Source organism: Psychrobacter sp. Choline-02u-9 (assembly GCF_002836505.1).
In the GTDB taxonomy this organism is placed as follows: Bacteria; Pseudomonadota; Gammaproteobacteria; order Pseudomonadales; family Moraxellaceae; genus Psychrobacter.
Map to the genome: position 1 here is coordinate 187,165 of NZ_PJBF01000040.1, position 15,493 is coordinate 202,657.

The 15,493-nt window shown below is 43.0% G+C and carries 12 protein-coding genes and 1 tRNA gene; 3 read left to right on the top strand and 10 right to left on the bottom strand.

Going from position 1 to position 15,493, the window contains the following annotated elements; translation table 11 throughout:
- Window positions 1–84: 84 nt before the first annotated feature.
- From CXF69_RS01355 to speB, 4 genes are all read right to left on the bottom strand, one after another.
- On the bottom strand, window positions 85–1,491 hold the full coding sequence (locus CXF69_RS01355) for a YjiH family protein (RefSeq protein ID WP_102078496.1): 1,407 nt from the start codon (window positions 1,489–1,491) through the stop codon (window positions 85–87).
- A complete protein-coding gene (gene dld / locus CXF69_RS01360; RefSeq protein WP_102078497.1) occupies window positions 1,472–3,322 on the bottom strand; it encodes a D-lactate dehydrogenase in 1,851 nt (616 codons plus the stop codon). Before dld ends, CXF69_RS01355 begins: the two co-directional genes overlap by 20 nt.
- Before the next feature lie 105 nt (window positions 3,323–3,427).
- Window positions 3,428–5,149: a 5-guanidino-2-oxopentanoate decarboxylase gene (locus CXF69_RS01365; protein WP_102078498.1), complete on the bottom strand. Its 1,722-nt coding sequence runs from the start codon at window positions 5,147–5,149 to the stop codon at window positions 3,428–3,430.
- A 149-nt stretch (window positions 5,150–5,298) separates the two neighbouring features.
- Window positions 5,299–6,267 carry an agmatinase gene (speB, locus tag CXF69_RS01370; RefSeq protein ID WP_057760617.1) on the bottom strand — a complete coding sequence of 323 codons (969 nt, stop codon included), beginning with the start codon at window positions 6,265–6,267 and terminating at the stop codon, window positions 5,299–5,301.
- A 212-nt stretch (window positions 6,268–6,479) separates the two neighbouring features.
- Here speB and CXF69_RS01375 point away from each other — a divergent pair, with 212 nt between their 5' ends.
- Window positions 6,480–7,382: a LysR family transcriptional regulator gene (locus CXF69_RS01375; RefSeq protein ID WP_227511139.1), complete on the top strand. Its 903-nt coding sequence runs from the start codon at window positions 6,480–6,482 to the stop codon at window positions 7,380–7,382.
- Window positions 7,383–7,398: 16 nt separating this feature from the next.
- On the opposite strand, the gene CXF69_RS01380 is transcribed toward CXF69_RS01375, so the two are convergent.
- The 3 genes from CXF69_RS01380 to CXF69_RS01390 form a co-directional block, all read right to left on the bottom strand.
- Complete coding sequence (locus CXF69_RS01380; RefSeq protein WP_102078499.1) at window positions 7,399–9,189, bottom strand: potassium/proton antiporter; 1,791 nt, start codon at window positions 9,187–9,189, stop codon at window positions 7,399–7,401.
- Window positions 9,190–9,639: 450 nt separating this feature from the next.
- Complete coding sequence (locus CXF69_RS01385; RefSeq protein WP_224737711.1) at window positions 9,640–9,975, bottom strand: GlpM family protein; 336 nt, start codon at window positions 9,973–9,975, stop codon at window positions 9,640–9,642.
- Between the two features lie 189 nt (window positions 9,976–10,164).
- Window positions 10,165–11,835, bottom strand: coding sequence for an alpha-keto acid decarboxylase family protein (locus tag CXF69_RS01390; RefSeq protein ID WP_102078501.1), 1,671 nt, complete (start codon window positions 11,833–11,835; stop codon window positions 10,165–10,167).
- A 260-nt stretch (window positions 11,836–12,095) separates the two neighbouring features.
- Between CXF69_RS01390 and CXF69_RS01395 the strand changes: the two genes are divergently transcribed.
- A tRNA-Gly gene (locus CXF69_RS01395) sits at window positions 12,096–12,170 on the top strand.
- A gap of 335 nt (window positions 12,171–12,505) precedes the next feature.
- Window positions 12,506–12,817, top strand: coding sequence for a DUF1244 domain-containing protein (locus CXF69_RS01400; protein ID WP_102078502.1), 312 nt, complete (start codon window positions 12,506–12,508; stop codon window positions 12,815–12,817).
- A gap of 75 nt (window positions 12,818–12,892) precedes the next feature.
- Here the strand turns inward: CXF69_RS01400 and CXF69_RS01405 are convergent, their stop codons facing one another.
- The 3 genes from CXF69_RS01405 to CXF69_RS01415 all read right to left on the bottom strand — a co-directional run bounded on the left by CXF69_RS01405 (window position 12,893) and on the right by CXF69_RS01415 (window position 15,433).
- Window positions 12,893–13,336 (bottom strand): SRPBCC family protein, encoded by a 444-nt coding sequence (locus tag CXF69_RS01405; RefSeq protein ID WP_102083152.1) that lies wholly within the window; start codon window positions 13,334–13,336, stop codon window positions 12,893–12,895.
- An 81-nt stretch (window positions 13,337–13,417) separates the two neighbouring features.
- The gene (rluF, locus tag CXF69_RS01410; protein ID WP_102078883.1) at window positions 13,418–14,422 is read right to left on the bottom strand and encodes a 23S rRNA pseudouridine(2604) synthase RluF; all 1,005 of its coding nucleotides are present in this window, start codon (window positions 14,420–14,422) and stop codon (window positions 13,418–13,420) included.
- A 306-nt stretch (window positions 14,423–14,728) separates the two neighbouring features.
- Complete coding sequence (locus tag CXF69_RS01415; RefSeq protein ID WP_102078882.1) at window positions 14,729–15,433, bottom strand: hypothetical protein; 705 nt, start codon at window positions 15,431–15,433, stop codon at window positions 14,729–14,731.
- Between the last annotated feature and the right edge of the window lie 60 nt (window positions 15,434–15,493).

The window sequence follows — 15,493 nt, forward strand, 5'->3', positions numbered from 1 at the left end:
ATGGTCGGTTTAACTGACTACAGAAAAACCGACCATTTGTATATTATCGTCAGGCTAGATGCCTTGTGAATACTAGACACGCCACTAATACAGTAGATGCGCCACTGATGTGATGACTACCAAACTAATAAGCGTACGAAGGATAAAGATTAAAAATAGCTCTAATACATTTAGCTTAATATTTGACTTCAAAATCAGCGCACCGACTTCAGACATATAGATAATCTGAGTGATTGAGGCAGCTCCAACGATGAATCGTGTCATCTCACTTTCAATGCTTTTGCCAACCAATGCTGGCAAGTACATATCTGCAAAGCCCATAATCATGGCAGGTGCAGCTTTTGCCGCTTCTGGAATCTGCAACCATTCAAGTACTGGTACAAGCGGTGTCGCAATCCAATTAAAGACAGGCGTGTACTCTGCTAAACCAAGGCCAATCGTACCGATAGCGAAGGTTACTGGAATTAGTCCCAAATAGATATCAAACAGATTGTGTAAGCTGCGTTTGAACACTTTACCTAAGCTTGGCATAGAATGCGCGCGAGTCACCGCACGATTGACCGCCCATTGGTACGTTGTATATTCTGCAGGAATGCCTTCATCTAGCATGCTTTTGCCAGAATGATACGTATCAGGCTTAAGTGACAATGGTGGTATACGCGGCATGATAATCGCAGCGATGAAACCAGTTAGCGCAATGGTTAGATAAAAGAAAACGAAGTTATTGTCTACGCCGATGGTTTTGGCAACCACATAGGTAAAGGCGATAGAAGTGACGGAAAATGTGGTCGCGATAATGGCAGCTTCACGCTGACTATAGAAGCTTTTGTCATACTCTTGCATAGTGACTAGCAGGCCGATAGACGCGGCACCAAACCAAGAAGACATCGCATCGACAGCAGAACGACCAGGCAGTTTGAAAAGCTTGATAAATACTTTACTGGCTAAAGTACCCAAAAACTCCATCAAGCCGAAATCAGTCAAAAATGGCAGCGATAAAATGGCAAAGAAGAACAACGGAATCAAAACAGGAATCAAATCCTCAAAAATGACACCGCCTGTATTACGATTGATAATAAACTCAGGGCCAACTTGTAGAAAAATCATCCAAACAAATGCCATTCCTAAAAACCGGATAGCAAGCCAAAACCACTCAACATCAAAGAGTTTTTTAGCAAGCGAACCTTCATTTAGATTTGGCTTTAACGCTTTGACGGCCAGCGCACCAAAAAAGGATATCGTCACGAGCGCCATCGTGATATAGGTCACAAAACCACCTAAGGCTGATTGTAGCGTATCGGTCAATACACCTAATAAAATCGTGACTTTACCATCCCACTCGAACGGTATGATAAATAACGCAATACCCAATGCTGAAAACAACAAAAACTTCCACATTGCTGCTCGCCACTGACCTGCTTTTGGCGTTTCTGGATCGACCATATTATTCCCTAAAATCGGCTGCTGCGACTTATCCATATAACTCGTCATTTAACTTCTCCTTGATGGGCGATGATTGCCAGTTTTTCCATTTCTCTGTCTGACCAATACCTGGGTTAAGCGAATTGGTTGGATCCAGTTTTTTATAAAAATAATGTAGCTCAGTTTTAGCAGGATACACATGCCCCACATTGTGCTCAGCAGGATACTCAATATGACGTTGGTCATAAAATACCAGCAGCTCATCCTTGAATTGCTTGGCATTGGTCTTAGGTTTCAATAAATAGTCTTGGTGCATGACATAACAGAAAAAATGCCCCAAATAAAAAGTTTTGCTGACTTGTTTTTGTAAATGTTCAGGTAGAGTCTCGTCCCAATCTACGGCATTTCTAGGTAAAGCAATATCGGTCGATAGCAGCTCGCCAAATTTATCTTGATTTAAATTATGATAACGGAACATGGCAGCGGTCGCGGCACTGCGAAATACCAATAACGATTGCGATTCAAGCTCTGTGCATACATGCAGCGCACCTTGATATTGCTGTAGATGATTTTGCAAAAAATCCTGCGCAGTGGCGATATTGTTGCCATCATTTTTATTAGAATCTTTATTAATGCCTTTATCAGAATTTCTATTAATGCCATGTTCAAAGTCGTTATCAAAACCATCTGCGACTTTTATAATCAAATGGTATTTATATGAGAGTGCCTGCGTGGTCAAAGTGGCTGGTAATGACGGCGGCATAAACCTAGATGTTAGTTGCAGTATCCGATCTGGCAGCGTCTTTGGAAGATGCCATTTATCTAGATAGTAGCCAATCTTTGCTTGCAGTCGATATAACGTCCCTATCTGACTAGCAGGAAGCTTACGCATACTCAGACAAGTGTCTCGACCATAGTGCATGGTAATGTCGTTATAGTCTTTATGCATATACTCAGCCAACACGGGCAATTTCAACTCGCTTTTTAACCATTGTTTTCTGAGTGTGGTCAAGGTATCAGCGTCGTTGGTCGAGATATAAAATGTTTGCTCGTGTTTAGGCTTGGCAAAGGTCGCTACCCTCACCGCAAATACAATGACCTTGCCAGCTGAGCCAGATGCTTCATACAGACCGTTGGGATCATTGTTAAATCTAGCAGGTGTCTCTGCCTCACAATCACGGACTTTGTATTGATAATGATGGTTGGTACAGGCTTTACTGTTACTCGTACTATTTGAGACCTTATTAAACGTACCAGCTTGCAGGTTCTCTAGCATTTCCTCTGGCTGCGACCCCAAATCCAGTCCCAGATGATTGATTAACTCAAACGCTCCTGAGGTATTGCGTCTGGCAAATAACGCCATCTCAGTATAAGCAGGTCCACGCTGCACCAACATCCCGCCCGAGCTGTTGCAGATGCCGCCTATCACTGATGCACCCACACAACTAGAGCCCAGTACTGAATGCGGCTCACGTCCTAGTGGCGCAAGGGTGGACTCTAATTGCTGCAAAGTAGCGGCTGGCAAAGCAACCAGTTCTGCTGCATCGTTGAGTAAATGCACACCGGCTAGTAACTGCATAGAGATTACGACTAATGGACGATCATAATCTCCATTCGGAGTTGAACCACCTGTCAGGCCTGTATTGGCCGCTTGAGCAATTATAATCACATCGGCAGCAGCACAGATATTAATGACGCGCCATAGTGCCACAAGAGAGTGCGGTATCACAACTGCTACGGTCGCGTCTGTGATAGTCTCAATTGCACCTTGTACATAAGACTGCTGTTGGCTAGGTTTTGTCAATACATTGGTCGTACCAACGACAGCAGCAAGCGCCGTTAACAAACGCGGTATGTGTTTATGTCTACTTTCTGACATTTCTATAGCATTGGGCGTCATGAACGTGCTTCCTTGCGTAATCAGCGTTTGTCATTTTTTTGTCGTTTTTTAGACCTGTGACTATCGGTCTCGTGATTATCCGTAGCATTAAAGACCGTATTACTGTTAATTAAAATAAGTCACTGTCTTAGCCATTTCTTTTAGAAAATCGTCCGCTTCATCAATCTCATAAATGATTGGTTGTTTACCCTTCGTGTCTACCTTTAATGCGTCTAGCAATTGCTGCTTATTGGTGATTCTGCGATAGCCAGCGCCAAACCCTGCTGCTAATGGCTCAAAGTTTGGCGTTTTGATGTTGACGCCAATCAGTGGTAAACCGCCCTCTTCCATATAGCGACGAATCTCACCGTAGCCTTGGTTGTTCCATAACAAGACGATCAATGGTAGCTCAAGCTCGGCTGCGCAGATAAGCTCGGCAATCGTAAATTGAATACCACCATCACCCATTAGACTGACGACAGGTAGGTTTGAGCCAACCATGGCGCCAATAGCAGCAGGCAAACCATAGCCTAATGTGCCAAAACCCGTCGATGAATTAAACCATTTACGCGTCGCCAAGGCTTCTAGGCCAAGGTTGCCACTGTAGACAGGCTGCGTTGAATCACCAACGAAAATGACATCTTCTACTTCATCTCTAATCAGCTGTAGTAATGCATTTTGACCCGCAAAGTCTGTCGTTACATCCTTCAAGATAGCTTGCTTTGCCTCATTGACACGTGATAATGCTTGATGATCGAATGTCTGACCTTCTAAGCGACTACATAAACCACTAATCGCCATTTGCGCGTCAGACAGTACCGCAATATCTGCTCTAAACGGACGCTGCAATTGCTGGGCATCACAGTCGATACGTACCAGCGTGCCGTTGATTTTGAACTCACCATTAAAGAACACATCATAGTCAGTCTCGCCAAGCTCAGTACCAATCGCTAACACCCAATCCGCCTCGGTAATCACGGCTCGGCCTGCTTCTAATGACTGGTTGCTACCTAAACTTAATGGATGACCAGGTGGCAGCAAGCCTTTTGCATTAATCGTCAAAAACGTTGGCGCATCTATCAGCTCTGCCAATCGTTGTGCATCTTGATCGACATCGACACAGCCGCCTCCATAAAGTATTACAGGGTTTTTCGCGGTTTGTAATGACTGCACGATTAGGTCTAATTGCGTAGGATTCGGCAATGGTCTTGTGACCTGTGGTAGGCTCAAATTATTTGTACTAGCTTCGCTATTTGCTACAGCATTTAACTTAGGCGGCTTAGCAACGTGGCTGGCATCAGCAGTGATGACATCGATAGGCAGCTGAATATGTACAGGGCCAGGACGTGCACCGTTAAATAAGGCAAAAGCTTCTGCAATGACTTTTGGTAGCGATTCAGGTTGCCAAATGGTCTTACTAGTCAAGGCTACTTTACTAATCATGCCTTGCTGATCATGCAACTCATGCAAATGCCCTTCACCACTACCCGTGTCTTTAACTTTATTGACACTAGAAATCACTAGCATCGGTATCGAATCAGCCAGTGCTTGCGCCATTGCCGTCATAATATTGGTCATACCAGGGCCAGTGATGATAAAGCATACACCAACCTTGCCAGAGGCACGGTAGTAACCATCTGCCATAAACCCAGCGCCTTGCTCATGGCGCGGTGTCACATGACGAATATTGGTATTTGGAAGGCCGCGATACAGCTCTACCGTATGTACACCAGGGATACCAAAAACGGTCTCTACACCATAGTACTCTAGCCACTGCACCAATAGCTCACCGCAGGTCAATGATGAAGTTTCAATCAAAGGAGAAGGCGTTTGCGTCAATTTGGTCATGGGTCAGTCATCCTAAAAAATTTCGCTGAATATTCAGATAATTATCAATACCTCAAAACAACCTTTGTATTTTTTCTTTCATACCGATTATTAGTCACTAATTACTGGCTGCAAAGGCTGCTCATTATAGAGGTAATAAATGATGGTGATTAGTAAACCGCTTTAACCTTGTCGTCATAGCGTACGCCCGGCAGGATGCATAGCATCTCGAACAATAAGTTCGCCGCCAATACCGAGGTGTTACCGAATGGATCATACGGTGGTGATACTTCGACCAAATCACCGCCCACCACGTCTAGGCCACGCATACCGCGTATGATTTCGATACCTTGAGTAGAGGTCAAGCCGCCGATTTCAGCAGTGCCCGTACCTGGGGCAAATGCAGGATCAATACCGTCGATATCAAAGCTCAAATAGACAGGACCATCACCTAGCTTTTCACGTACTTCAGCCATAAGCGGTGTTAGCGACTTATACCAGCACTCCTCAGCAGGTACCACGCGGAATCCTTGCTCAGTTGACCAGTCAAACTCTTCAGCGCTATAGCCTGTACCACGTAGACCAATCTGTACCACACGATTGCCATCAATTAGGTTTTCTTCGACAGCGCGGCGGAACGGCGTACCATGCGCGATTTTTTCGCCAAACATATCATCATTGATATCAGCATGAGCATCGATATGTACCATACCGACAGGGCCATGTTTTTTGGCAAGGGCACGCAGGATAGGTAACGCGATAGTATGATCGCCGCCTAGTGTTAGAGGAATCGCGCCGTGTTTGACGATTTTATCGGTATAGAATTTTTCGATGATATCAACGCTTTTTAGCAGGTTGAATGTATTGATAGGCACATCGCCAATGTCAGCGACTTGTAATGACTCAAAAGGTGCAGCGCGAGTGGCCACATTGTAGGGACGAATCATTCTTGACTCATCACGAATTTGTCTAGGACCCAATCTTGCACCGCTACGGTTGGATGCACCAATATCTAAAGGTACGCCAACGAACGCCACATCTAACCCTTCAGCATCAGCCTGAGTTGGCAGACGCATCATAGAAGCGAAACCGCCAAATCTTGGCATATCATTGCCGCTTAATGGTTGATTGAATGTCATAAGTTACTTCCTTGTTCTATTTGGTTTAAGTACACAATTTGCTACATGCCATTGACAATACATAAATATAAGAGAAGGAACCATGGTAAAATTTAGAAGTAAACTTCTATTTTTTCGTAGTAAAGTGCGCTTATAGGTCACTATCAGAAGTTTATGAGAGGCAGTATCGATTAAAAAAAGATGATATTGATTTAATAAATGAGGAGCCGCTTTTGATATTGGATGAACTGATAAAGATAGACATCAAAACACTACGCAGCTTTATGGCTATCGTAGAGTGCCAAGGCGTGACGGCCGCTCAGTCACGCTTGAATGTCACTACTTCTGTGATCAGTGGACACTTAACCCACTTAGAAGATCGCTTAGGCATGACGCTGTGCCATCGTGGTCGAGCAGGATTTAAGCTGACAGAGGACGGTGCCGCTGTTTACGAGGCATGTTTGGGCTTTACCGAATCAGTCGCCAGCTTTCAACATCAGCTGCACTATATTAAGCAATTAGACTCAGTTCACGGCGGGCACATCAGGCTTTGCTTGATTGATCAGATGCCCAAGTTTTTTTATGATGCACTTAGACAACGTCTAGCCAATAGCTACCGTAATAACCCGTTAATACACTTTTCTATCGACGTACAAAGCCCTGAAAGCATGTTAGAAAAGCTCTTAAGTAACGAGAGTGACATTGGTGTGGGTTATTTTGGCAGCTTTCCACCTTTACTGACCTTTAAGCCAGCATTTGTTGAAAAACAAGTGGTCTGCTGTGGACGCGAGCATAGATTATTTTACAACTCAGAAGGATTAACTTTTGAGGATTTAGAACAGAACTATCCGTGGATAAAAAGAGGCTATGTAGTAGAGCATCATATCAATCATATTCGCCCCAAGACGTTAAGCGCGACTACTTATCATATGGAGGCGACAGCGCAGCTTATCCTTGCAGGCCACCATGTTGGCTACTTGCCGCGTGATTTAGCGAAGCGTTATGAGGGTATGGGACTGATGAAAATACTGCTGCCTGATGAGGCAAGCTATGATGTCGAGCACCATTGGGCATATAGAGAAAATCAGCCTAAACAAGCGGCTGACTTTTTGAATAAGATGATGAACTTGTTATAAGATACCACTAGGTTTATTACACTATTGCAGACGGTTGTTGGTACTTTAGGCCAATGGTTCTTAGCTTCCCTTTATCACCCACTTCCTTAATGACCAATGACCATTCATCACTCACTACGACAGTATCGCCCGACACTGGCGCGGTACCTAAATGTGTTTTCACGTACTCGGCCACCGTCTGCTCCCACATGTTTTTTGCGCTGTCTTCATCAGACGTTTTGAGTGTTTTTACCAGAGTCTCAGATGCCATAATTCCTGTAAAAAACGGCAAATCACCAAGCTTAACACTCGGTGATAGCAACCAATCGCCATAGAAATCATCGATAGCTTTGCGATCTAGTGTAGTGTCATTAAAAATCTTGGCGATTTTACTCGCGTGATTACCTCTCATGGCATACCAGACACTGTCGCCGAATTTTAGCTTCGTATTATCATCGACTACTACGATTTGCTGATTACGGACTAGCGCAAATACACTGATTTCATCTGGATTGATACCTTTGGAGATACCCATAGGATGACGCCCAATGGCAAATGCGCCCGACTTTGCCTCAAACTCATATAGCGTGATACTGGCCTTATCGGATACCCAAACCTCATGTTCTTCTTTTGGGTCTTTATTGGTTGGAATGCGTACTTTAAATAGATTGGCCATTGTAGGAATGGTTGTGCCTTGCAAAACCAACGACAGAACCACGACACCAAAGGCAATATCAAACAGCATAAAAGCGTTATCTATCCCAGCCATGACAGGTAAAATTGCCAAGGTAATAGGCACTGCACCGCGTAAACCAACCCAAGAGATAAACCCAATCTCTCTGTCTTTAAATTTGAAAGGTTTGACACTGGTATAGACGGCAATAGGACGCGCCACAAAGATCATAAAGAGCGCGATTGCAACCGAATAATGCCAGACATTGAGGACGTTTGATGGAGTGACCAATAGTCCTAATACCACAAACAGCACCGCCTGCGACAACCAAGCAAAGCTGTCCATCACTCGCATGACATGCTCTGTCGAGCGCACTTTGTGGTTGCCGATTAACACACCAGTGAGGTATACCGCCAAAAATCCACTGCCGCCAATGAGATTGGTCGCGGCGAACACAGCCAAGCCAGCAGAGAGGATTAAGATCGCGTACATGCCTTCTGCTAAATGTACCTTGGGCAATAATCGGGATAAGAAATAACCGAACAATAAGCCCATGCCTAGCCCAAAGCTCAGCTGCTGTAGCAATAAAACTAAAAAGCCGAACACTGTCTGACCATCAGGATCAACATTTAGGGCAATCAAACCAGTGACTAACAAAATAGCCAAAGGATCGTTAGCACCAGACTCAAGTTCAAGCGTTGCTTGTACACGGTCGTTAAGCTTGACACCGCCATTACGTAATAAAGAAAATACCGCTGCTGCATCGGTTGAGCCGACAATCGCTGCCATCAGTAGACCAAAACGCCAATCGACATCGAGCAGCCAAGTGACAAAGACCCCTAGCACCATGACCGTGACCAACACGCCCCACGTGGCCAGCGTAATCGCAGGTTTTAGCCCTACTCGAAACGATTTAAAGGACGTACGTAAACCACCATCTAGCAAGATACAGGCTAAGGCTGCCTGCCCAACGAAATTGGCTAGCGCATATTGAGAGAACTCAATACCCAAGATACCCTGCTCGCCTGCCAACATACCCACTATCAAAAACAGCAACAACAATGGTACGCCTAAGCGCGCCGATAATGTACTCGCCATGATACTGGCGAAAATTAGTACTGCGCCTACGAGATACAGGATATTTAAGGTATCCATTTTTTTTGAGCCCTATTTTTTATTATTAAGAATAGTAATTGATTGCGATGGGGTTTTCGTTATCTTGCTGTTAGTAGATATTACACCAGTGAGCCTATCATAAGCGGCCGTTATTCAAAATATGAATGACAATTACTTATGATGATATTAGCATCACCATCAGAACTAGCAGCCAATACTAGGGCGTGTCTTCATTTCAAAAATGGTGATAAAAATGAGATAAATTGCCGTCAAACAAGAAAAATAGCGCAGATAATATCGGGATATTAACCAGCTATTTGACGCTGTTTGGCAAGATTTAGCCATTTTTAGCCCATTTAGATGACTATCGGGTGAATTGAAGACACGCCCTAGATCAATAAAAATACTTCAATAAAAAAAGTTCAAATATTAAAGTGAAGCCCACAAAATGCCATTGCTAGGCTAAAAGAGTTTACGTCTTAATATCACTTAACCCTGAATGTATTGCCATGTCAGTACCAGAATCGCAGCCGCAACCGTCCAAGCGACCACCCCTAATAGCAGTGCCTTGTATAAACTCATATAACTGATGCTAAAAAACACCACAAAGGTATAAATCAAATGCGGTATGACACCAAGCATACTAAATATCAACGCGACCTTTAAATCAGCAGGACTGCGCTCAGTACCAACGATAAAGTGACTGATTAACGTAAAAGTGGGAAATAGTGGCGCGAGCGCCGCCAAATAAAAAAATCGGGTTTGGGCGAACATTTGAATCGCCAGTACCATCAAGGCGCCGATAAGCATTTTTAACCAAATCACGACGTGTCTATCTCCTGTTGACTATAAAGGCTGAACGTAGCCCAATCCGCCATGATACTAAAGTCTGCAAACTGACATAAGAGCAATCGCTGATTAATTAATCCATATGATAAAAAAATGCAAAAACCCCACTTAGCTAAGTTGCTAAATGGGGCTGTTACTTTTGTTCAGTAAGCTCTTACGAATTACTTAGTCCTTTTTTGGCTTTAATGCGGCGCTGATGTCTGCTAGCAATGGTGGGATATCATGCTTGTCTGCAATTACCTCAATCATTATAAGCTTATCAGTAGTCGCAGCAGCTTTGTCGAAAGCAGATTTTAGCTCGCCCGCCGTCTCTGCTTTGAGTAGTAGGCTATTCGCTTCTGTCGCGCCAAACGCTCGCGGCATGATTTGCCAATCGCATTTAGGAATATCATTATAGTATTGGTTTTCGCCATGAATCGCACGCTCTACCGTATAGCCGTCATTATTGATTAAGACGATCACAGGATTGATGCGCTCTTGAATCATGACTGCTAGCTCTTGGATCGTTAGCAATGCTGAACCATCACCAATCAATAACACACTGCGCTTATCTGGCGATGCGATTGCGGCGCCCAAGCTGGCAGGCAACGTGTAGCCAATTGATCCCCACATCGGCTGCCCATATGACGTTACCCCTTCTGGCAGGCGCACATCACTGATACCAAAATAGGCCGTCCCTTGTTCAGAAAACACCAAGTTATTGTGATCTAAACGGTCAGCGATAATGTGCCATAGGTCATCTTGGCGGATAGCCTCACTGTCTTTACCTTTTTGTTCGTGTGGCTTAACTTCTTCACAGAAAGGTTTTGGCACGATATTAATGCCAGAGGTCATCACTTCATGTAGGGCTTGCAACGCATCTTTTAACGCAATCGGTGCAAAGTTCTTACCACTGATAGAAGCACGCTCATAATGCAAGTCTACGACCACATCTTCATTGATATCTTGGCTAAACCCTGCGGTAGTAGTATCAGTATATTGCACTCCTACTTTGATGAGGCATTCGCAGTTTTCTACCGCATCTTTCACAATTGGACGTGAGGCAACACCCGCATAAGTGCCTGCCCAACGATCGCTATTTTCATCAAGTAGCGTCTTGCCCCAAGATAGCGTGGTATAAGGAATATCGGTATCAGCGATCAATGCTTTGAGCTGTGACTGTAATCCCAAACGATGCACCATCAAATCTGCCATCAGTGTCGTGGTCTTATTTGGCAAAAACTCGGTTAGTGCTTGCTTAAAATCTGATAATGCCGCTTGGCTAGTAATATCTTCTTGGCTATCGATCAGTTTGGTCGTTGGTGGATAGATAGGCTGGCGCGCAACGTCTGGTGATAACAGTAAGTAACCTGGGCGATGCTTTTTGAGAATCAAGCGAATCACTCTATCGATTTCTGAAGCAGCATTTTCAGGAGTAAGCTGCGCACGGGCTACCGTCACAGGCTCGACCATCTTAATAAAATGATTGAATACGCCATCGCCAAGCGAATGATGAATACGGCGCTTTGAGTCTTGTAGCGCCGTGCTTGGTGCACCTACGATATGCAATACCGGCGCATACTCAGCAAAAGAACCTGCAGTCGCGTTGATCGCTGACAGCTCGCCCACGCCAAAGGTTGTCACCATGGCGGCAAATCCACGCTCGCGTGCATAGCCATCGGCAGCATAGCCAGCATTTAGTTCATTGGTGTTGCCTACCCAGCGCAGCTTGTCAGAAGCAAGAACGTTATCCAAAAAAGTTAAGTTAAAATCACCAGGTACTCCAAATATCTCAGAAGCACCCGCTTCTGCGACACGATCAAACAAATAATCAGCGATGGTATATTGTTGACTCATTTTTTATCCTTATGACTTATCTTTGTAAGTATTGATAATTGTGAATGTTATAACGGTTAAATTATAAAGTGCGTCCCAGCTTATTTTTGTACTACAAAGCTTTTGGAATACATATTATAATAAACCGTTATAACATATATCTATGGCCAGAAGACACGCCTATTTTAATAACTTTAATTTTTTTCGTCATAGGTATTGACACCTAAAAAAAACTGCGTATAATACGCCTTCATCAACTGACGATAGTTAATTGATAATTAGCGGGAATAGCTCAGTGGTAGAGCATAACCTTGCCAAGGTTGGGGTCGAGAGTTCGAATCTCTTTTCCCGCTCCAAATACTTAAAAAGCCTCACTACTCTTTATATGAGTAGTGAGGCTTTTTTTTGTCCAATTTTCAAGGGTTACAGCATTTTTATATCTTATTGACCAATCAAACTATTAAGTTAATCTAACGAGATAAAAGTCTCGAAATCAGCACCGTGACCAAAACGTGACTATTTCGAACTAACTCTCTAAAGCGGAAATATCATTTCAATTGTCAAAGTTATAGTACTATTAGAATGGACTATCACCACCAGTCATTCTAATCAACGACATAGGTTGCGCAATATTTATGTCGTTAGTATCATGTTGGTTTAGAAGTAGCTCAACTACAATTAGGAAAATATTATGGCAAAATTAGAATCAAACATTGAGCTAGAAGCAGCGGCATTTCGTCGCTTACTAGCTCATTTAGACGAACGTAAAGATGTACAAAATATTGAGCTAATGAACCTTGCCGACTTTTGTCGTAACTGTTTATCCAAATGGTATAAAGCGGCTGGTGAAGAGCGTGGTATTGAAATCGAATACGAGGATGCGCGCGAGCTTGTTTATGGTATGCCTTATGCTGAGTGGAAAGAGAAATATCAACAGAAAGCAACGCCAGAGCAGCTAGCGCGTTTTAACGAGATTGAAACTGCTAAGAATAAAACGGATTAAAACTGACAGTGATGGCTCAAATAAAATAAGCCATCACTAGAGTGTGATATCAAAAAATCCAACATTGCCGCTAGATTAGCGGCTTTCGATAGATTTGAGTATGCTACTAAACCCTATGGTTCCTTGTTTCTGCATTTGACGGTCAAATAGGCGACCGACTAATGGCAATGGTACCATCAATCGACCCTCAGACACCCAAGTAACATGTGTGGTGCCATCGCCCAAGTCTTTTAAATCAATGACGCCTTTATCATGTTGCATTTTGATGGGCTTAGATTTTTCGATTTGGTATTGCATATGAGTAGGACGCTCAAACGCTGTAATTCGCTCCCAGAACTTAACAGGTCCTGTTTGAATGCTACGTAAAGCCCCGACACCATTGCGCTCCCCGTCACCTTCATTCACCAACTTAGCCACTCCCACCGCTTTAAATGAGCCATAACTGGCATGGTCACTCAGTGCTTCAAATACCTCATCAATCGGTTTTTTGACAATGCGCTCTACTTTTATTTTAAACATAATATTATCTCATTAAGACTAAATTTATTTAGCTTACTGCCATTTTAAAAATAAATATAGCCGTCACATTGTGAAAAATTATTACCGTGAAGAGCCTCTTCCTTTCGAAGGACGCCTGCCATTGGTAGTAGGTTTGCCATTGCCTCCGGACTTACCATTACCCCCTGATGGCTTACCACGACCAGTAGGACGTCCATCCCTACCTTTAGAACCTGCTGGTTTTCTAGCATCATCTTTGGCGTATTTGCTACGCCCCTTTGCTGCACCTGCCGGTTTTGTAGATGGTTTTGACTTTAACGAAGCATCAGCACGAGGTTTTTTTCGTGGTGCATTGCGAGATTTCTTATTTGAGTGATTGTCTTGCGAAGATGAATCTTCTACAGATTTAAGCAACACAGACAGCTCTTTTGGGGTTAAGTCTCGCCAGTCACCAACGGGAAGACCCTTGAGACTTACATTCATAATCCGCGTACGTTCAAGCTTGACGACTTCGTAGCCAAAGTGCTCACACATACGGCGAATTTGACGGTTTAGACCTTGAACGAGCGTGATATTAAACACATTAGGAGCCACTTTAGTCACTGGGCATTTTTTGGTCATCTTGCCAAGCATCGGCACACCGCCCGCCAAACCTTCTATAACGCTATCCGTTAACGGCTTATTTACTGTAACTAAATACTCTTTTTCATGGTTATTACCAGCACGTAGTACCTTATTGACCAAATCACCATTATTAGTCAAAAATATCAAACCTTGAGAATCTTTGTCCAAACGGCCAATCGGAAAAATACGCAAACTATGTCGCACAAAATCGACAATATTATTTTTCTCAGAGCTTTCCGTGGTGCTTACAATGCCTACTGGCTTATTCAACGCAATAAAAATAAAGTCATCAGGCTCTCGTGGCTCAATAAGCTGCCCGTTGACTTTTACCGCATCTCCAGCGACCACCTGATCACCGACCGACGCACGTTTGCCATTGATGTATACATTACCTTGTTCAATAAAGCGGTCAGCGTCTCGCCTAGAGCAAATACCACTTTCGCTGATGTATTTATTTAAACGAGTCGAGGAAGCGTTGAACATAAAGCACCGTTTTACCTGATAAGAAGCGTTTTTTGCTAAGAAAAAAGCCTAAATTGAATGAATCAACAATAACGAAATAGCTCACATTATATAGGAAATCGACTGACCCTTTGAGGAGAGATGGGTAAAAACCTAGAAATGTATGGCGTCATGTGATTTTGGATAATGTTGAAAGAACTTGTTTATGAGGTTAATAATTTAAAAAGCCTCACCATTCATAATACGAGCAGTGAGGCTTTTTTCTAGTTTTTTATTTTCAAATCCATTCTTTTGACGTTGGATCACTCTACTAATCTATATTCCACACTACTCAGCATCATCCAACAGTTTATTAAGCTCGTCCACCATTAGATCGTCAATAATACTGCCTTCTACATAGCTGATTATCTCATCTACAGTCGTCAGATCCATTTCACGAACACCTAAACTGGCTAGTTGCGCATTAATCGATTCTAAGCTGTCATTATCTTCAGTATCATCTAATAAATCCTCTTCAAATCTACCTCTGACAAACCAGTACATTTTTTCTAGTACGGTTTCTTTTTTGGTCAAAGTAGAATAACCGTCGCCATAAATAAATAGGTTAAAATGATAAGGTATTTCTACATCATTGATGAAAAATGTACGTTGGCACTCTAATGTATAGGCTTGAATTTCTTCGTTTTCAGTACTTTCATCACTTTTATTGTCTTCATCATATTCAATCGCCTCTTCTATCAACTCACCTAATATCTGATAGTCGCCGACTTTAATTTTGTGATTATAAATGATAGCAGAGTCTGCGATTGCATCAAAAATAATGGCACTGACATCTAAGGTATGATTATCGATATCATAGAATGCTTTTAACGCTGGCAAAAACTCGGTCAGCTCTTCTTCAGGCACTTGAATGAGAAACTGCTGCTCGTATATTTTAATCATATCTTCAGGAGCATAGGTATTAGCAGTATTGGTCTCGTTTCTACCTGTTGGCTGCAAAGGTAAAAAATTATACGGGTTATGTTTGGTCATTCAGAACTGCCTTTTTGCTTAAGTTAAATTTATTAAATGTCTGTGTTGCTCAATCTCTAA